General features: G+C 50.7%; 15 protein-coding genes. All 15 read left to right on the top strand.

Annotated features, from left to right (window positions below; translation table 11 throughout):
* The first annotated feature begins 99 nt into the window (after nucleotides 1–99).
* Nucleotides 100–1152, top strand: coding sequence for a stage II sporulation protein D (gene spoIID, locus AC3G2T_RS31810; protein ID WP_488438027.1), 1053 nt, complete (start codon nucleotides 100–102; stop codon nucleotides 1150–1152).
* A gap of 100 nt (nucleotides 1153–1252) precedes the next feature.
* Nucleotides 1253–1993 (top strand): peptidoglycan DD-metalloendopeptidase family protein, encoded by a 741-nt coding sequence (locus tag AC3G2T_RS31805; protein WP_488438026.1) that lies wholly within the window; start codon nucleotides 1253–1255, stop codon nucleotides 1991–1993.
* A 249-nt stretch (nucleotides 1994–2242) separates the two neighbouring features.
* The gene (gene spoIIID, locus AC3G2T_RS31800; protein ID WP_474684371.1) at nucleotides 2243–2533 is read left to right on the top strand and encodes a sporulation transcriptional regulator SpoIIID; all 291 of its coding nucleotides are present in this window, start codon (nucleotides 2243–2245) and stop codon (nucleotides 2531–2533) included.
* 180 nt (nucleotides 2534–2713) lie between these two features.
* Nucleotides 2714–3712, top strand: a complete 999-nt coding sequence (gene mreB / locus AC3G2T_RS31795) for a rod shape-determining protein (protein ID WP_474684370.1) — start codon at nucleotides 2714–2716, stop codon at nucleotides 3710–3712.
* Nucleotides 3713–3747: 35 nt separating this feature from the next.
* Nucleotides 3748–4644 (top strand): flagellar hook-basal body protein, encoded by an 897-nt coding sequence (locus AC3G2T_RS31790; protein ID WP_474684369.1) that lies wholly within the window; start codon nucleotides 3748–3750, stop codon nucleotides 4642–4644.
* Between the two features lie 55 nt (nucleotides 4645–4699).
* The gene (locus AC3G2T_RS31785; RefSeq protein ID WP_488438025.1) at nucleotides 4700–5563 is read left to right on the top strand and encodes a flagellar hook-basal body protein; all 864 of its coding nucleotides are present in this window, start codon (nucleotides 4700–4702) and stop codon (nucleotides 5561–5563) included.
* 26 nt (nucleotides 5564–5589) lie between these two features.
* On the top strand, nucleotides 5590–5832 hold the full coding sequence (locus tag AC3G2T_RS31780; protein WP_474684367.1) for a DNA-directed RNA polymerase subunit beta: 243 nt from the start codon (nucleotides 5590–5592) through the stop codon (nucleotides 5830–5832).
* 111 nt (nucleotides 5833–5943) lie between these two features.
* Nucleotides 5944–6465 carry a CDP-alcohol phosphatidyltransferase family protein gene (locus AC3G2T_RS31775; protein WP_474684366.1) on the top strand — a complete coding sequence of 174 codons (522 nt, stop codon included), beginning with the start codon at nucleotides 5944–5946 and terminating at the stop codon, nucleotides 6463–6465.
* A 149-nt stretch (nucleotides 6466–6614) separates the two neighbouring features.
* Nucleotides 6615–7043 carry a 3-hydroxyacyl-ACP dehydratase FabZ gene (gene fabZ / locus AC3G2T_RS31770; RefSeq protein WP_474684365.1) on the top strand — a complete coding sequence of 143 codons (429 nt, stop codon included), beginning with the start codon at nucleotides 6615–6617 and terminating at the stop codon, nucleotides 7041–7043.
* 30 nt (nucleotides 7044–7073) lie between these two features.
* Nucleotides 7074–8780 (top strand): phospho-sugar mutase, encoded by a 1707-nt coding sequence (locus AC3G2T_RS31765; RefSeq protein WP_474684364.1) that lies wholly within the window; start codon nucleotides 7074–7076, stop codon nucleotides 8778–8780.
* A gap of 182 nt (nucleotides 8781–8962) precedes the next feature.
* Nucleotides 8963–11014, top strand: a complete 2052-nt coding sequence (locus AC3G2T_RS31760; RefSeq protein WP_488438024.1) for a DUF5693 family protein — start codon at nucleotides 8963–8965, stop codon at nucleotides 11012–11014.
* Nucleotides 10990–12126, top strand: coding sequence for a polysaccharide pyruvyl transferase CsaB (gene csaB / locus AC3G2T_RS31755; RefSeq protein ID WP_488438023.1), 1137 nt, complete (start codon nucleotides 10990–10992; stop codon nucleotides 12124–12126). Before AC3G2T_RS31760 ends, csaB begins: the two co-directional genes overlap by 25 nt.
* Before the next feature lie 59 nt (nucleotides 12127–12185).
* Nucleotides 12186–12977, top strand: a complete 792-nt coding sequence (locus tag AC3G2T_RS31750; RefSeq protein WP_488438022.1) for a WecB/TagA/CpsF family glycosyltransferase — start codon at nucleotides 12186–12188, stop codon at nucleotides 12975–12977.
* A gap of 137 nt (nucleotides 12978–13114) precedes the next feature.
* Nucleotides 13115–14224 carry an MraY family glycosyltransferase gene (locus AC3G2T_RS31745; protein ID WP_474684389.1) on the top strand — a complete coding sequence of 370 codons (1110 nt, stop codon included), beginning with the start codon at nucleotides 13115–13117 and terminating at the stop codon, nucleotides 14222–14224.
* Nucleotides 14225–15004: 780 nt separating this feature from the next.
* Nucleotides 15005–18994 (top strand): S-layer homology domain-containing protein, encoded by a 3990-nt coding sequence (locus AC3G2T_RS31740; protein WP_488438021.1) that lies wholly within the window; start codon nucleotides 15005–15007, stop codon nucleotides 18992–18994.
* Nucleotides 18995–19281 lie beyond the last annotated feature (287 nt).

Raw genomic sequence — 19281 nt, 5'->3', positions numbered from 1 at the left:
GACAAGCCGGCTCTTCGGGGCCGGCTTTTCCGTGTTCTATTCTAGTAATTCCTCTCATAAGATGGGGTATACCAAATGCCGCACTCATGGAGGCACTAGATGATGTACAAGAAGAAAAGGGCCCTTATGTACAGGGCCGTCCTCTGGTTCGCAGTTTGCTTGTCCAGTATGCTTGCCGTCACTATCATCGTCCCCGGAATACTAGTTAAAAAGATTCCTCCGCACACCGCCACGCCCACTGTCGTCAATGACTCGCGAAACGGCCCTGAAGGACAAGAACAGGGGCCGATGATTCCCGTCTATTTGACGAAGAAAGACATGATTGAGACGGTGCCGCTGGAACAGTATGTCAAAGGCGTGCTCGCGGCGGAAATGCCGGTCGAGTTCGAGCTGGAAGCGTTGAAGGCCCAGGCGATGGCCGCCAGAACCTATGTCGTGCGCAGAATTTTGGAAAAAGACTACAGCAACGTACCGGTCAGCGACGCGCTGGTTACTGACACCACTTCGCATCAGGCTTACTTGAACGAACAAGAGCTGCGGGATAAGTGGGACCCTGCAACTTACGAAGCCAATATGGCCAAAATCGATAAAGCCGTCAGCGAAACGAAAGATTTGATTCTCACTTACGAGCATAAGCCGATTAACGCCACTTTCTTTTCAACGAGCAACGGATACACTGAGAATTCGGAAGATTACTGGCCTGGCGTCGCCACCCCTTATTTGCGCAGCAAGCCGAGCCCGTGGGATGTAAATCTTTCGCCGCGCTACCGGGAGACGGTGACGCTCAGCTATAAGACGGTACAGCAAAAACTGGGCGTCTCCGGCATATCGGCGGCAAGCGCCCGCGCGAACGGAATGAAGGTGCTGGAATGGTCGGCCGGCCACCGCATCAAGAAGATCGCCATCGGCGGCAAGACGTTCTCCGGCCGCGAAGCGAGAGAGAAGTTGGGACTGGCATCCTCGCAATTCGAATGGAAGTGGAAAGGCACGCAGCTTGAATTCACGACTTACGGGTACGGCCACGGCGTGGGCTTAAGCCAATGGGGGGCTAACGGCATGGCCAAAGAGGGGAAGAGTGCCTCGGACATCGTAACCTATTATTACACGGGCATCTCTATTGAGAAAGCCTCCGCTTTTATGAAAACTTCCTAAAAAATGCAGATTAATCCAATCCGGCGTCTCTATAAAAATATCTTTTCCGGAAAGTATAAAACCTTTAAATGTGTCAAGAATGGTTGATGAGGTGATAACCATGAATGAACAAAACAAAGGTTTTCAAAAGGAAGAGGCTCCTAAAAATGATCAAGGAGCGCAAGGCGTCCCATCCACATGGAAGAGGTTGCTAGCTAAAAAGTGGGTATTCCCAGCAGCGTATATGGCAGCAGCGGCAATTATCTTAACCTTAATGTGGGTGTACCAGGATGTCGGAAGAAAAACAGTCAGCCAAGAAGATCTGGGCATTAAGGTTAGCAGCAGCGACAAAACGGCGCAAAGCTCCAGCTCGCCGGACGGGGCACTTGCGGTTTCGGCTCAGCCGGAAACGATGCAATGGCCTGTGAAAGACAAAAATCAAGTCAGCATTTCAATGCCATTCTACGATGCAAAGGCGTCCAATGAGGTTAAGCAAGCGGCCATGATTCAATACAATGACCAGCTCATTCCTCATACCGCGATCAACCTGAAAGCGAAAGACGAGGCGGCCTTCGACGTGCTCGCTGCGATGAGCGGCAAAGTAACGGCCGTTGAGCAAAATCCGGTCGTCGGCAGTCTGGTTGAAATTACGCACAGCAATGGCCTGGTGACCGTTTATCAGAGCTTGGCCGATGTGAAAGTAACGAAAGGCGCCGACGTGAAAAAAGGCGACGTGCTGGCCAAAGCCGGACGCAACGAATTGGAAAAAGAAGACGGCGTCCATCTTCACTTCGAAGTTCGCCAAGGCGCGGGTGGCGCAGCGCTGAATCCGGAAACGCTTTTGAACGACAAACAGCAATAAAAGCTTATATGATCAAGCAGTCAGGTCAACTGGCTGCTTTTTTTTGCGCGTTTGCGTGCGACTTCGGGCGATCGTTGCGGCTGATTTTTCATCGTCAGGGAGGCAGCATTTTGGAACATTTAACCTGGCTTAGCCGGGATTTTCATAAATAAATGCGCGAATTGGGCTTGTCAGGCTTGGTTACGTAGAATATCTAGTCATGCCCCTCATATAATGTACCAAACTATCTCGAGTAGGGAGGCGAGGGGAGTGCACGATTACATCAAAGAGCGGACTATTAAAATCGGTACCTGTATCGTTGAAACCAAGAACACGGTCCGCACCATTGCGAAGGAATTCGGCGTTTCCAAAAGCACGGTGCACAAAGATTTGACGGAAAGACTGCCGGAAATCAACCCGGACCTGGCCAATCAGGTCAAGCACATTCTGGAGTACCACAAATCCATCAGGCACCTTAGGGGAGGAGAAGCGACGAAAATCAAATACCGCAAAACGAGAAGTCCGAAGCCTTCCGAAACTTTAGTGACCGTCAAGTCCTAGCTATCCGTTCACCCCCCCGGACGCTTCCTATAAATGGTTTTTGTCGATTATCATAAAAAAAAGAGGAAATTATGCATTTGCAGCGAATTTAGCTTATAATTAGCTTATAGATCAGAACTATATATATGAGCGCCGATTCTTCACGGGATGGACGGTTGGTTTAGGGAGGATTAACAGGAAATGTTCAGCAAGGATATTGGGATAGATCTCGGCACGGCGAATGTGCTCATCCACGTCAAAGGACGAGGCGTCGTGCTCGACGAGCCTTCCGTTGTTGCGATTGAAAGCGATACGAAGCGCGTGCTGGCCGTCGGCGAGGAAGCTTTCCGGATGGTAGGCCGTACGCCGGGCAACATTATCGCGATTCGTCCGTTGAAGGACGGCGTTATTGCGGACTTTGAGATCACGGAAATGATGTTGAAGCATTTTATCGCCAAAGTGGGGGGCAAACAATGGTATTCTCATCCGAGAATTCTCATTTGCGCTCCCACCAATATTACCTCGGTCGAGCAAAAGGCGATCCGCGAAGCGGCTGAGCGCAGCGGTGCCCGGGAAGTATTCATGGAAGAAGAGCCGAAGGCGGCGGCGATTGGCGCCGGAATGGACATTTTCCAGCCTAGCGGCAACATGGTTGTAGATATCGGCGGAGGAACGACGGATGTGGCCGTGCTGTCAATGGGCGACATCGTCACCTCCTCTTCCATTAAGATTGCGGGGGACAAGTTCGATACGTCCATTACGAAGTATATCAAAAATAAGTACAAGCTCCTTATCGGGGAACGGACGAGCGAAGATATTAAAATCAGAATCGGAACGGTGTATCCGGACGGCCGCGACGAAGAGATGGACATTCGCGGAAGAGACATGGTATCGGGCTTGCCGCTGACCATTACGATTCATTCGAGCGAAGTGCAGGAAGCGCTATGGGATCCGGTGTCATCCATCGTGACGGCGGCCAAGAGCGTACTGGAGCGGACTCCGCCAGAGCTTTCGGCGGACATTATCGACAGAGGCGTTATTTTGACCGGCGGCGGAGCGATGCTGCACGGTTTGGACCAATTGCTGGCGGACGAGCTCAAGGTGCCCGTCTTGATTGCCGAGGACCCGATGTCCTGCGTCGTCAAAGGAACGGGCATCATGCTGGACAACCTGGATAAAGTGACCAAACGCAAATTCTAATTAGGCTTAGCGATTCCAAACAGGGGTGAAGATGCATGCTGAGAGGACTATACACCGCGGCCTCCGGAATGATTTCCGAGCAGCGGAGACACGATACCATTACGAATAACATTGCGAATATCAATTCGCCGGGATTCAAGCAAGGCAACTCGCTCTCCCGTTCGTTTCCGGAAATGCTGATCTCCACGATTCGGGGAGGCCAAGGCGCCTCGACGGCTCCGCTCGGAAGGCTGAACACAGGCGTGTTCGCCGAAGAGAATATCTCGCTCCATGCGCAAGGCGACTTGCAGGAGACGCAAAATCCTTTTGACTTCGCGCTGGTTTCCAACATTCAGGTTCCCGGGGCAACGTTTGACGCTTCGGGCAAATATGTGAATGCGGACGGCACGCTTACGTTCCAACCGCAAGCGCTGTTTACGGTGCAGAACGCGAACGGCGAGCAGCGCTATTCGTTGAACGGGAAATTCACGGTCGACCCGACCGGACAGCTTGTGAACGGCAACGGCAACCGGGTGCTCGGACGGGACGGCCAGCCGATCGTGCTGGTTGATCCTGCAACCAATTTGCCGATCCGCACTTTTAAGGTAACCGACAAAGGGGAGCTTCTGAACAGCGATGGCCAGCCGATGCTGAACGCCGCAAACCAGCCGATCGGATTGATGCTGTCCCGCGCGGAGAACCCGAACCTGCTGCTTCGCGAAGGCAACGGCTTGTACCGCATCAATCCCGGCGATGAAGCCACGGTAACGCAGGTTGCGCCAGGCGACCAGGTTGAGGTGCGCCAAGGCTTTATCGAGCGCTCCAACGTAGATTCGGCTCAATCGATGGTCGACATGATGTCTGCCTTGCGCGCGTATGAAGCGAACCAAAAAGTGATTCAGTTTTACGACAAAAGCATGGATAAAGCAGCTAATGAAGTCGGTCGCGTATAGGGCGACGGATTCGAAGCCGGTTTTGCTGAAGCAGATCTCTTAGGGGGAACTATCCGTGAACAACTCAATGATCAACTCGTCGGTATCTATGCATGGCTTGCAACAGAAGCTGGATATTTTGGCGAACAATATTGCGAATGTGAACACCAACGGATTCAAAAAGAAAGAGGCCTCCTTCGAGGATGTCTTGACGAATATCAAAAACCAGCCTGAAGGCTTTCGCCAGCAGGGTCGGTTCTCACCGCTCGGTTTTAACCAAGGCTGGGGCGCAAGGCTCGTGCAAATTCAGACGAACATGGCTCAAGGACCGATTCAGCCTACGGGGAATTCGACGGACTTTGCGATTCAAGGCGACGGGCTTTTTGAAGTAACGGTCTACAAGGCCGATCAGAACGGGGTTCAAGTTCCTCAGACCGCGTGGACGCGCAATGGCGGATTTAGCTTGACCCCGGACGGCAGCGGCGGCTCGGTGCTGACGACCAAGGAAGGCTATTTTGTGAACGGCACTGACGGCCAGCCGATCCGTATCCAGGCTAACTCCCGTCCTGTCGTGGAACCGGACGGCAGAATCAGAGTGTACAACGAGCTTGCGCCAGGCTCGGCTCCCGTTGATACAGGGCAGCAGATCAAGCTTGTTCGCGTCGTGCGTCCGCAGCTTCTGCAGGATATGGGAGAGAACCTGTACACGCTGCAGGCCGGCGTGGCGAATACCCAGAATGTTCTTCAAAACGTCAACGGAGCTCAAGCCGACCCTACAGACCGGGTAACGCTGATGCAGGGTTTCCTGGAGCAATCCAACGTTAACCTATCCGATGAAATGACGGATTTGGTCATGGTGCAAAGAGCGCTTCAGCTGAATTCCCGGGCGATCACTTCTTCCGATCAGATGATGAACATCGCGAATAACTTGCGTGCCTGATGGAGATAGGGAGGGAACCGGGTTCGATGTCTGAAACGTCAGCTCCTGCGAAAGATAAGCAGAAGCCAAAACCTAAAAAAAAGCAAAAGCCTAAATGGTTGAAAATCGTCCTGCTAATTATAAAGATAATACGTATTCCTGTCCTGGCGCTTTTGGCCATTTATGCCGGTCTTTGGCTCGGCTACAGCAAATTCGGCGGCCAGCCGGCTTCGGAAATTTTTCATATGAGCACTTGGAAACACTTGTACGATCTGGTGTTTGCAAATTAACAGAACTCCCTCGTGGGAGTTTTATTTTTTGGTAAGGAAAGGTATAATGGATGAAGGTTTAGGATAAGGGTATAGAAATATATAAGGCGTGGCAGCAAGGGGAGGGGTACCTTGAATCTACCGAACATCCTGACGATAAGCAGATTTGGCCTGATCCCTGTTTATTTGATCTTATTTTTTGACGGATACGTCCGGACCGCATTCCTCATCCTGCTCCTTGCCGGACTCACCGATATTTTGGACGGATATATAGCCAGAACCCGGGGGCTCGTCACGCAGGTCGGCGTTATGCTGGACCCGCTCGCCGACAAATGCATGATGATCGCCGTCATTCTCTCGCTGCTTATTTCCGGGATGATCCCTTGGCAGGCGGCGGCAGCGATGTTTATCCGGGATCTTGGCATGATTATAGGCTCGGCATTGGTTCACTTTCGGGGCAAGCTGACCGTTCCCGCTAACGCAATGGGGAAGCTGACGACCGTATTGTATTATTTGGCCATATTATTTATCGTCTTTCAGTTAGACTTCGCTACGGTCTATCTGTGGTTCGTCATCATCGTCTCCTTTGCAACTTCCATTATCTATATCATTCAATTCCTCTTATTAAACCGCAGAGCAAATATGAAATCGTGAAAAAAGAACCTATGTATGGACCTGCCTAACGGGTCTACACATAAGCTCCCTTATATCAACCCTCACTGCTGCAGATCGCGAGGGGACACCATTATTGTAAGTTATTGCCTTGTGTTTTATGCAAACATCGAAAGGAGAGCATCAACGGCATGCTAGATATCAATCAAATTCAGGAGATTATCCCTCACAGGCCCCCCTTTTTGCTGGTGGACCGCATTTTGGAATTAGAAGAAGGGGTCAGAGCTGTAGGCATCAAAAACGTAACGATGAATGAACCGTTTTTTGCCGGACATTTCCCGGGATACCCGGTGATGCCGGGAGTGCTTATTATAGAAGCGCTGGCACAGGTAGGTGCTGTGGCGATTCTTTCCATGCCTCAATATAAAGGAAAGATCGGTTTATTTGCCGGCGCAGACGGTATTCGCTGGCGCGAGCAAGTCGTGCCCGGCGATACGTTGACACTTGAACTTACGGTAACCAGAATGAAAGGCACGATTGTAAAAGGACAGGCCGTAGCGAAAGTAGGCGACAAAGTGGTAGTCGAAGGCGAGCTTATGTTCGCCCTTGCTAATAAATAAGACAGATAAAAGGAGATGAACCTGACAACTATGACGCGTGTACAAACACAATACCAATTATGGATGGAGGACCCGGCTGTTGATGCCTTAACTAAGGAAGAACTGCGCGCTATCAGCGGGGATGCTAAGGAAATCGAGGATCGTTTTTATAAGGATCTGGAATTTGGTACAGGAGGATTGCGAGGGGTAATCGGCGCAGGCACGAACAGGATTAATATTTACACTGTAGGACGCGCTTCGCAAGGGTTAGCGCAATACGTGCTGCAAACGAAAACGCCAAGCCCTTCTATTGTCATCGCCTATGATTCGCGTCATATGTCGCCTGAGTTTGCGCTGGAATCCGCTTTGGTATTTGCAGGAAACGGAGTGAAAGCTTACGTATTCAAAACGCTTCGCCCGACGCCGGAGCTTTCGTTCGCAGTGCGTTACCTCGGAGCGACGGCGGGTGTCGTAATCACGGCCAGCCACAATCCTCCGGAGTACAACGGCTACAAAGTATACGGCTCGGACGGCGGCCAGCTTGTTCCCGAGTTTGCAGAACAGGTCATCGCGCAAGTGAACGGCGTGGATGCTTTTGATAAAGTGAAGAAGCTGACGCAAGCGGAAGCGGAGTCGCAAGGGCTTCTGCAATGGCTGGGCGAAGAAGTAGACGCCAAATATATTCAGGCTGTGTCGGGAATAAGTCAGAATCCCGAAGTTATCAAGGAAATCAACGACGATTTCCGCGTTGTGTTTACACCGCTTCACGGTTCGGGAAATGTGCCGGTGCGCGAGGTGCTGAAAGCGGTCGGCTTCAAACAGGTGCGCGTAGTGGCGGAGCAAGAACAGCCGGACTCGCAGTTCTCGACCGTCAAATCCCCGAACCCGGAGGAGAAGGACGCCTTCGCGATTGCCATCGAGCAAGCGAAAGCCTGGAATGCCGATATCATCATCGGAACCGATCCGGATGCGGACCGCATGGGGGCCGTAGTGAAAGATTCGAATGGCGAATATTTCGTGCTGACCGGCAACCAGTCCGGGGCGATAATGGTCAACTACCTGTTGTCCAGCCTGAAAGAGCGCGGCGCCCTGCCTGCGGGTGGCGTCGTAGTGAAAACGATCGTAACCAGCGAAATGGGAGCGGTTATCGCCAATCATTATGGAGTGCCTACATTAAATACGCTGACCGGTTTCAAATATATCGGCGAGAAAATGACCGGATTCGAAAAATCCGGCGAGCATACCTTCTTGTTCGGGTATGAGGAGAGCTACGGCTATTTGGCCGGCGACTACGCCAGGGACAAGGACGCGGTCATCGCCGCCATGCTCATTTGCGAAGCGGCCGCTTATTACAAGAAGCAGGGCAAAACCTTGTACGAGGTATTGCAGGAGCTGTACGCATCTTTCGGCTACTTTTTGGAAAAGCTGGAATCAAGAACGCTCAAAGGCAAGGACGGCGTCGAGCAAATCGGACGGATCATGCAGGATTGGAGAACGAATCCCCCTGCGGATATTCACGGCCTGCGCGTAGCCGAAGTGGAAGATTACGAAAAAGGCATTCACGGATTGCCGAAGGAAAACGTCTTGAAATTCATCCTGGAGGACGGTTCCTGGTTCTGCCTTCGTCCATCCGGCACAGAGCCCAAGATCAAGTTCTATTTTGCGGTGAAGGGAAATTCCGGCGCTCAAGCATCCGAACAGTTGAACGGCATTATCCGCTACGTGCTTAGCCGTGTAGACGCGCAGCCGCAGAACTGATAAAATTTTCAATAGAATGGAATGAACCTCTTCAGAACCTGAGTCGGGGATAGGTCGTCTAATGAATGATAACTGGAATGCAAATCCGTATTCATTTGACCTTCTCCCGCGGCTTCAGGGAATGGAGAGGTTTTCGAATGTATAAGTGAAATGCGCCGAACAGACAGACAGGAGTGAATGACTTGATACAGCGGTATCAAATGTGGAATCGTCCCTTCAGAAAAATTTTGTGGTGGCTCGTCATCATAGGCATGCTCGGCTCGCTTCCGCTCGTATACGCCCGTCAGCAGACGGAAACGTCCGAGAAGCAGGTGGAGTTCGTCTTCAATTACCGGAATTTGCTGGATATTGCAGATGTCCAGACGAATCCGCGAAGCTTTGTTGCGGATCATCTCAAACGCATGAAAGAGGCGGGAATCACCTCCATATCCGTCTTCGAATCGACCCTCTCCGAGCTGAGGGAGAGCCGCAGAATCGAGATGTACAACTCCCGGGACGCGATGTCGTTGACACAAACTTTCGGCGATCCGAACGAGAACTTCACTTATATTTTGTTTGCCGATAACGCCACACAGCAAGCGCTGCAGCCGATGATCCAGAAGGCGTTCGGCGACTTGAAAGTAGCGACGAGGCCGTGGAGCTTCAAAAATAAAAACGGGCTTGTGATTGAAATGAGCTCGGACGAAGCATCGATCAAGTCGATGGATCCGGATCCGCTGACGTTGAAGATGCTTAAAGAACAGGGCTTCAACATTGTAGTGCGGCTTTCGAACCGCCGGCCGTTCGTAACGAATGATATGGATCGGCTGCTCAAGCAGTTGTATGACCTCGGAGTCAGGCGCATGATTGTGGACGGCAGTGAAGTTCCCGGCTACACGGAAGAAAATACCGAAGTCAATCTGAATAAAATGGCCGAACTTCTTCATAAGAACGGAATCGGTCTGGCGGCAATCGAAATGCTCAAGGAGCCTCAAAAAGGGTTCAATACATTAGCCAAGCAAACGAATTACGATGTCGTCCGGCTGCATTCGTTTACGGAAAAAGACGGCGAGAAGCTGATGGAGCCGCTGACCAAACCGGAGCTGGAGGACCGGATACAAGGGGTCGCCGACCGGTTCGTGCTTGCCGTGAAGGACCGCGACATCCGCATGGTGTATTTGAACGCCAAGCCGCTTAAAAATCCGGACAAAGCGAAGCTGGTCGATCCGTTGAACGCCCTGTACGAGAGCTTGAACGGAAAGGACGGGGCCATACCGCGCATTGAAAAAGCCGGCTTTACTTTGGGGCAAGCCAAAGCTTTCCAAGTAACGACAACCTCCTGGCAGAAGGCGGCGAGTGCATTAATACTAATTGGCGGTGTCAGCTTGATCGCCCTTGCCGTATCCTTTTTCGTGCCTGAAGCCGCACTGTTCTTATTTGTGGTCGGCATCCTTGGAGCCGCGGCGCTGCATATACTTTCAGCAAATCTGTATGCACAGGGGCTGGCGCTGGGTACGGCGATTTGCGCGCCGAGCGTGGCTATGATGCTGGCGATCCATTCGGTTCGGTCAGGGCAAGCGGCCAAGTGGAAATCCGGCCTCGCTTACGGACTATGGCAGCTGATAAAAACCTCGGCGATCTCCTTCATCGGAGTCTTATATGAAGTCGCTTTGCTGAATCACATCACATATATGCTCGTGCTGCAGCAGTTCCGCGGCGTGGGAGTGCTGCATTTGATTCCAATCGGGATCGTGGGTCTCTATTTGCTGCTTTTCAGCGAAAACAACACGTACGCGGACAAGCTGGCGCAAATTCGAAAAATTCTTTCTTCCTATATAAGTGTGCTTTGGGTCGTCACGGCGGCTGTTGCTCTTGCGGCAATTTACTATTACTTAACGAGAACAGGTAACGAAGGACAAGCGTCCGCGTTTGAAAAATTGTTCCGTTCTTTCCTGGAAAATACGCTGGGCGTACGTCCCCGGACGAAGGAGTTCCTGATCGCGCATCCGCTCTTCCTGTTAGGGGCCTACCTGTCCGTTCGGTATAGACAAGCTGTGTATTTGCTCTTTATCGGCGTTATCGGCCAACTGTCGATCGTCGATACGTTCGCACATTTGCATACACCGCTTCACATTTCGTTGATCCGCATTTCGTACGGAATCGGGTTCGGCGTATTGATTGGCCTCGTACTGATTGCAGCATGGGAGATTGTCGCAAGGAGTTGGAAACGATGGGTGCCCCGAGCTGTAAAATAGTGCTTTCCGGTTACTATGGCTTCGATAACAGCGGCGACGAAGCCGTCCTGCAGTCAATTCTGCTCGCTCTGCAGGAGCAGGGAGAGGCGCAGGGCGTGAAGATTGAACCGATCGTGCTGTCAGCGAGTCCCGATCAAACCGCCCGGATGTACGGTGTCCGGGCCTACCACCGGATGAAGCCGGGAGCCGTGCTGCAAGCGCTGCGGGAAGCCGACGGATTGATCAGCGGCGGCGGCAGCCTGCTGCAGGACGTCACGAGCGCCAAGTCGATGGTCTACTACTTGGCGATTCTCAAGCTGGCGCAGTGGCTGGGCAAGCCCGCGTTCGTGTACTCGCAGGGCATCGGCCCGGTCAACCGCCGGATGTTCGACGGCTGGATCCGCGGCGCGTTCCGTCGCTGCCCGTATGTCTCGGTCCGCGACACGGAGTCCGCGGACCTGCTGGCTTCGATGCGCCTCCCGCGGGAGCGCATCGAGGTCGTGCCCGACCCGGTCATGGGCCTGCCGCTGCGCGGCGCGTCCGGGTCGGGCGGTCCGGACGCGGCCGACGGCGCGCCCGCGGGGGTGCGGACGGTCGGCGTGTCCGTCCGCTTCTGGAACGAGGACCGCTCGGAGCTGGAAGCTCTCTCGCGGTCCTTGGCGCAGCTGCTCGCAGCCCGCTCGGACGTGCGGCTGCGGTTCCTGCCCTTCCACCTCCCTTCGGACGAGGTGGCCTCGCAGTTCGTGATCGACCGCATGGGCGGCGATCACGGGGGGCGTGTGGAGCTGGCGCGGGGCATCGCCCATCCGCAGGACATGCTGGAGCAGGTTGCCAGCTGCGACCTGCTCATCGGGATGAGGCTGCATTCCCTGATCTATGCAGCCTCGCAGTTTGTGCCGATGGTCGGCATCTCGTACGATCCGAAGATCGACCAGTTCCTCCATCGGCTCGGCATGAAAGCCGCGGCATCGACCGCAAGCTTCGATGCCGACGCTTTGACCGCCGAGGCGCAGCGGCTTCTCGGCGGGCGGGAGCAGTGGGCGGCGGATAAGCGCGCCGCCATCGCAGAGCTGAAAGCGCAGGCGCAGCGTCCTGCGCAGCGGATCGCCGCTTTTTACAGCTCCAAAAGCTAATTTTTTTGTCTTGACTGAACTAAAGTCCTGATTTCAACGTCATAAAGGGTGAGATTTCCATGAGTGTGCAGACATCGACCGCTTCGCAAGCAGCTTCCGTTTCGGCTGCAGCTGTTCCAAAAGTCCGGATCTACGGGGTTCCCATATCCAAAATGGATATGAAGCAGACGGTCGCTTATTTGACCGATACCATCGAGCGCAGACGGCCGCATCAAATTATTACGGCCAATCCGATTATGGTAATGTCCGCGCTTGACGATCCGGCTTATCTTCGCATGATGCAGGAAGCCGAGCTGATCGTCCCCGACGGAACGGGTGTAGTCTGGGCCTCGGGATATGTGGGCGAGCCCGTGGCGGAGCGGGTAGCAGGCTACGACCTGTTGCACGAGCTGATGAAAATCGGAGAGCCGCGCGGGTGGAAGGTTTATTTGCTCGGCGCATCTCCCGATGTGATTGAAGCGGCGGCGAATCGGCTTAGAGCCATGTACCCCGACATCCGGCTTGTCGGAGTCCGTGACGGATATTTCGGCGCCGAACAGGATGCCGAAGTCATCCGGGATATCGTGAACGCTTCGCCGGATTTGCTTTTCGTGGGACGATCCGCGGCCAATCAGGAGCCCTGGATTGCCAAATATAAACAACAGCTTGGCATCCCGGTAATGATGGGGGTGGGGGGAAGTTTTGACGTACTTTCGGGCAAGTTAAAAAGGGCCCCCATTTTGTTTCAAAAACTTCGCTTGGAGTGGTTTTACCGGCTTTTGCAAGAGCCGTGGCGCTACAAAAGAATGCTTATACTTCCGAAATTCGCAGTGAAAGTGATCCGCGAAAAAGATAAAGTCACAAAAGTTTGAAAATAATTATGAAAATAAGCTGAAAACAGCGATTTCAGACAAATTTAACAGTGGTATTCGCGGACAATTCGGAGTATAATTCATTTCGGCGGGCGGATAACCTGCCACCCAAGACAAGAGGAGCTGTGAAGAAGAAGATGTATGGATTATATGCGATTGGGTTTATCGCTTCATGCCTGCTGGCGTTGCTGCTGACACCCTTGGTCAAAAAATTTGCCTTCTGGGTAGGAGCCGTCGACGCGCCGAACCATCGTAAGGTACATACTCGAATTATGCCGCGTCTGGGAGGACTGGCTATTTTCCTTGCTTTCGTCGGCGCTTATTTCGTTATCTCTCCAGCACTCAAAGTTTTCAACTCGGATGCGGCATTCGGTCTGCTTATCGGAGGCGCTATTATCGTTATTACAGGCGCATTGGACGACCGGTTCCAGCTTTCGCCGAAATGGAAACTGCTTGGGCAGCTTATTGCCGCATGCGTTGTCGTTTCTTTCGGTCTTACGATCGATCTCGTGAACATTCCTTTTGGAGAAACGAACCTTCCTATCGGTTGGTTGAGCATTCCGATTACGATATTGTGGATTGTCGGCGTTTCGAACGCAATTAACTTGATTGACGGATTGGACGGCCTGTCGGCCGGCGTTTCCGGTATCGCGACGCTTACTATTCTGGTGCTCGCCTTGATGATGCCGAACGCTACCGTTGTGCTGCTGAGCATCATTTTGCTTGGAAGCATCGTTGGTTTCATGTTCTACAATTTCCATCCGGCCAAAATTTTTATGGGCGACTCCGGGGCGCTGTTCCTCGGCTTCGCGCTTGCGACGCTTTCGATTCTCGGTTTTAAACAAGCTGCCGTAGTGTCGTTGCTGCTGCCGATCATGATTTTGGGCGTACCGTTATCCGATACGTTCTTCGCAATCATACGCCGTTATGTCAACAAGCTGCCGATTTCAGCGCCTGACAAAAGCCATCTGCATCATTGCTTGCTGCAAATGGGCTTCAGCCACCGTACGAGCGTGCTGATTATTTATGGAATCGCCTTGATTTTCGGCGGCAGTGCAGTGGTGTGCTCGGTATTGATGTCTCAGCAAATTTTGTGGGGCTGGGTAGTGATTGTCGTCGCGCTTTTCTTGATCATGCTCGTCGGAGCCGAAGCCATCGGCATCATCAGCAAGAGCCGCAAGCCGATCCTGAATTTCCTGCAAAAGCTCATGCGCAAGCAGGTTCAGACCGACCGGGTCGGAAAATAGTTTTTTTGAAAATAATACAAGCCCAGTCCTTAGCGGACCGGGCTTTTTTTGATTTGGGTAAGCTGCCCGAGAAAGTCAGGACACTTTGTTATAGTTGGGGGAACCAAAGGGCCCTAATTCGGGGGGATAGGCTGATTTATCCCAACGCGCCCTCTCTTTGCGTAGGTCGTGAACCGCGCAACTTGGCAGGAAGCAGCTTGATAGAAAGAAAACCTGCGAAAGTGCAGGTTTTTCTTTGGGAATTGGTTTATTTTAGCGGGAAACCTGCAAAAGTGCAGGAATTTTCGCTGAAAACGAATCGGAGTCCATGTTTTTGCTGGAAAGCCTGCACTATTGCAGGAATTCTTCGTTGCCGGCGATCACGGACGCAAATTCATGTATTTTTGCAGGTTTTTCGTACAACCAGGCGAGTTGTATCTGTCGCCTCTGACGCGGGGGGTTCTGGGCAGCCAGGCTTTCCCGGCCCGGCTAGGTCTGACCTACCGCTCATACGACGCCACACAAACCGCGCGCAGATCATCATGGTCTCTCCGGCAAGCTTAACCGAAAACCGCAACTCGTTCATTCTTGAATCCTCCTTGGCAGGGGGTAATCTCATTTTTTTCTAGCTCTAAACATTTCAGCGTATTTTACCGATAAGAATGATACAACAACTTTTGGTTTATTGCGACGTCTAATTTTGTAGAATGATAGAAGTATTTGGGAGGGATTGTCGAATAAGGAAGGATAGCTTGAAATTTTAAAGAATAGATGAATGACACAATTAAGGAGGAGCCAGTTTTGAAACTACTTAAGAAAAAGTGGACAAGTTTAGCTTTAATTTTTGCGATGCTGGTCAGTTTGCTGCCCTCGATGACGGCGTATGCTGCTGCTACGCTTACGATCACCAATCTTTACACGGACACGGCCAACTCAGGAACCTCAACCGAAGCGCCAGCCGACGATAGCAAAGTTACCCGTATTACTTCTTTGCCTTTTACACTTTATGTGAACATAACGGGTGTAACTGATTCCCAGATTAGTTCCTTGTATTACGTTGTTACGAATGTGAACTCGGGAACCGTAACGACTGAGAAAAACAACAAGGCGCAGACATCTTCCGCCAATCAGGTATATTTTCGAAATGTCGCTCTTAAAGAGGGCTTAAACAAAATCGTCGTTATGCTCGGCGATTCGGATTCTTATGCATCCGCACCTGGGTGGGTTTATTATGCTCCTACGACTACTTTGTCCGGTTTCACGGTCAATACGGCCAATTGGGTGGACGGTACGATGTATCCGGTTAACCGCGGTCCGCTGAAAGCGGGCACTACCGGCATTCAAATTAAAGCCAATGCGCCTAACTCAACGAAAGTTGAAGGTATGATGCTGGGCGATACTGTAACCAAAGACGGTTTCTTAAGCAGCGACGGATCCGTTTATTTTACCGGGGACGATAAAACGAAATCGACAACGACTTGTTCATCGACCACCAACTTTTGCTTTACGCCCGGTGACAACCAAATCACGTTTGTCGCCAGCAACGATACGAACAAATATTCCGTAACCAAGAAAATATGGTACGACAATGGCGGCCCGTTCGCTTTTAACGGTCAGATCGCCGCAACTGCGGCAACTCCTGCTTATCAAGATTTAATTACGGTTCCTACTTTCGGGAGCACTGCCGTAACGATTAAAGCCAGCATCAAGAGCGATTACTTTAGCGGTACATCCGTTACGAAGTATACATATGCGGATATCGCGATTAATGGGACAACCATTGCCAGCAATGTCGATTTTACATCGAATGATGCAACGAAAGTTGTCGCCAATAGTGCAACCTCCACGACAGTTACTTTGAGCAAGAACTCGGCGCTAACAAGGTCCGGCGAGTACGCGGTCAGCGATGTTACTGTCAATACTAACATTGCTTCCATTAGCACGGCCAATCCGCAGTTGCTTACATTTACATTCAAGGATAGCACGGGCACCCTTTCCGATGTGACGACGACTTACAATTTTAAATATGTGGATCCTGCAAAACCTTACATTAATAAAGTTACTCTGAAAACCGGCGTAGAAAGCCAATTGAGCTTGTCAGATACGAACGTAATCAGCGAATTGCCAGCGACATTGATGATTTATGCGAATACGTATACATCGACGCTTCGTGTCGATTTGGACGGAACGACATATATGGCCGATTATGTAAGCGGCGGTACGGCGCCGAATGTCGACAATACGACCGGTATCCGCAAACCCGACAATTTAGGTGCAGCGTCTCCTACAGAGTACTTGTACACAGTTAAGCTTCAAGGATTGACTGACGGGGCTAAAAAAATGGTCATTTACCCGTTTGACGCTGCAGGCAATCCATATAATGCTGCTATAACAACATATTCGTTGAATATCAGCAACGCACCGTATGTTACCGTCAACAATATTTCGAACAACATGTCGATCAAAAATATTAATAATCTGCAGTGCGGGCTCGCTTCATCAGCACCTTGTATTTCGGGTCGGGTTGTGAACTTCTTCCAAGATACCGCGAATACGAATAAAGTTGAAGTTTATGTTAACAACAATGTGTTTACATTAAACAGCAGCACTGACGATGCCATTTTCTCTCCTAGTACAGCTGCAGATCCGAATGTGTTCAAAATTCCTTTGAGTTCGTTCGGAACTTTGTCAAGCGTGCTTGTAGAAGGTCTGAATACGTTGAAATTCAGAGTGTATGTCAGTGGTACCTTTATTATTGAGCAATCCTACAACATTTATTTGTACAGCACGGAGGCTCCGTCATTTACCAGCATCAAGCCGGTCGAGACCGGAACAGCGGGCACACAGTTTATTGCTGCGGCTCAAGCGGGAACGTACACCACTACAGAACGAACTGTTTCGTTTAAAGGTATTTTCTCAAGTTTGTTGTCGGACGGTACAACTCCTACAATCAAAACGATGAGTCTGACTGTCCATACGAAGGACTCAAACGGCAATGCTTTGGTTCTGCACCAAACTGTCGACGCCAACAACGTGACCAAAGATGCCAGCGCGAACTATCAGAGCGTCATCTCTACCGGAACGGGCAATTATTTTACGGCGATCAATAACACATCAAGCCCGCAATCGTTCACGACAAACTCATTCAACCTGCTGAACAATAGCGATGTCGTATTTGAATTCAGCATTACTAACAATTCAAATATTACAGCAACCAAGTCGATTACGATTTCAAGGTCGGACGTCTCTTATACAGTGGTTCAGCCTGTTCTGATAAAGAACAGCAGCGGTACTTTGCAAGCCAATATCAACAGCAACTTCTATACGGTTAAAATTAACGCCGAAAATGCGGATAGTGTTGTTTTCGGCAAAAGCCAAGCTACCAAACAAACTGTTTCCGATACTACAGGCAACTACGACCAGTATGTGTACACGATTCAAAATTTGAAGCCAGGCGCCAATACGGTCAAGTTCACTGTAAACCGCGGCACTAGTAAAGCAAACGGGAGCTTTATTCTTTATTACGCCAACACGGATATTCAAGGCGCTGAATACATGACGGGCATGAATGCGAACTTGAAAATATTCAACGGCAAAATTCAATTGAAATTTCCTAAGGATACAAAGATGAGACGCTACTCGCCCGACTCGAACAATAACCAATACTTGACTAATGATCGTCAACTCTTGTTTGGATTGGCTGATGTTAACGACGGACGTATAGACAAAGCGACTTATCCGACGAACAGCTATTACAAATCGCTAATTACTCAGAAGGTAACTGAGAATTCGTTCGGTACGGCCAGCGATTTATATTACCTGGATGCGGGATTTATTATTGACCCTAGCTCGACGACAACGTCCAATGGGGAGCTGGCGGCCGGTCTGACAGGTACTGGTTTGGATCCATACGATTCAAGCATTTCAGGCAGATCATACTTTAGCAGAAATTACCCTGAGCTTGTCGTTCCGACCAATCCTGGTACTTTGACGTTGAAATATAATTCGTCTATCAGACTGGATTCAGGTAAATATGTAACGGTGTTCTTCTATGACATTTATCCGAACTATTCCAATCAAACCGACCGTGGGTGGAAAAATCTCGGAGGCGTCGTTGACACAGGAACGAATACCATCACGGTACCGTTCCAAAAGTTCGGCTACTATCAAGTCATGTATATGGACAAATCTTTTGACGATATTACCGGACATGCTTATGCGAAGAACGAATTGGAAACTTTGTATTCCAAAGGGGTTATGAAGGCAAGAACTACGTATTCCTTTAGTCCTGACGATGCGATTACACGCGGAGAGTTCGCTCAGATGTTAGTGAAGATGTTTAAAGTTCCACTCGACTACGAGGGCGATGCCACGTTCTCCGACGTGCTGAAAATGGATTACGGCTTATACGAGTACAAATTTGTCGAGACGGCTGCGAGAGCGGGTATTATCCGCGGCCAAGCCAGCAATCGGTTCAATCCGGGGGGTTCGATTACGCGCCAGGATGCGGCGATTATGATCGCTCGGGCAGCGAACATGAAGCTGGGTACGGATACGACAAAATCGCTCGCAAGCTTGCAGAAATCATTTACGGATGCCAATTCGATTGACTTCTATGCAAGAACAGCTGTAGAAGGTATCGTGAAGGCAGGCTATATGCAAGGCATTGCAAATACGGTAGCGACCGGAGCGAAACAAACATACCGTTTTGATCCGACAGAGCTCATGACGCGCGCACAAGCTTCCGTCATTGCATATCGAGTAATGAAACAGCAAAAGATGGTTCCATAAACAACGATTCACAACGCAGATGACCTCATTAAAGAGGCGTCTGCGTTTTTTTATTTTGGAAAATACTTATCAATGACTGAGTGTATAGCAAATAGTATACTGTTTTTGTAGACGAGGTGATATACAAAAAGTTGCAAGAAAGTGATGCAAAGATCGCTGCACACTCCCATCGGTTATAAGATTTTATAACAAAAAACTTCAAATACTTAGGAGGAAAGAAACTCTATGAAGAAAAGTCTAACCGTCGTTCTTTCAACAGCAATGGCTTTATCCGTATTTTCTTCAGT

This window comes from Paenibacillus sp. sgz302191, assembly GCF_057749925.1.
The sequence above is the reverse complement of the archived record's forward strand: the minus strand, read 5'-3'. Positions and strand labels throughout refer to the sequence as shown.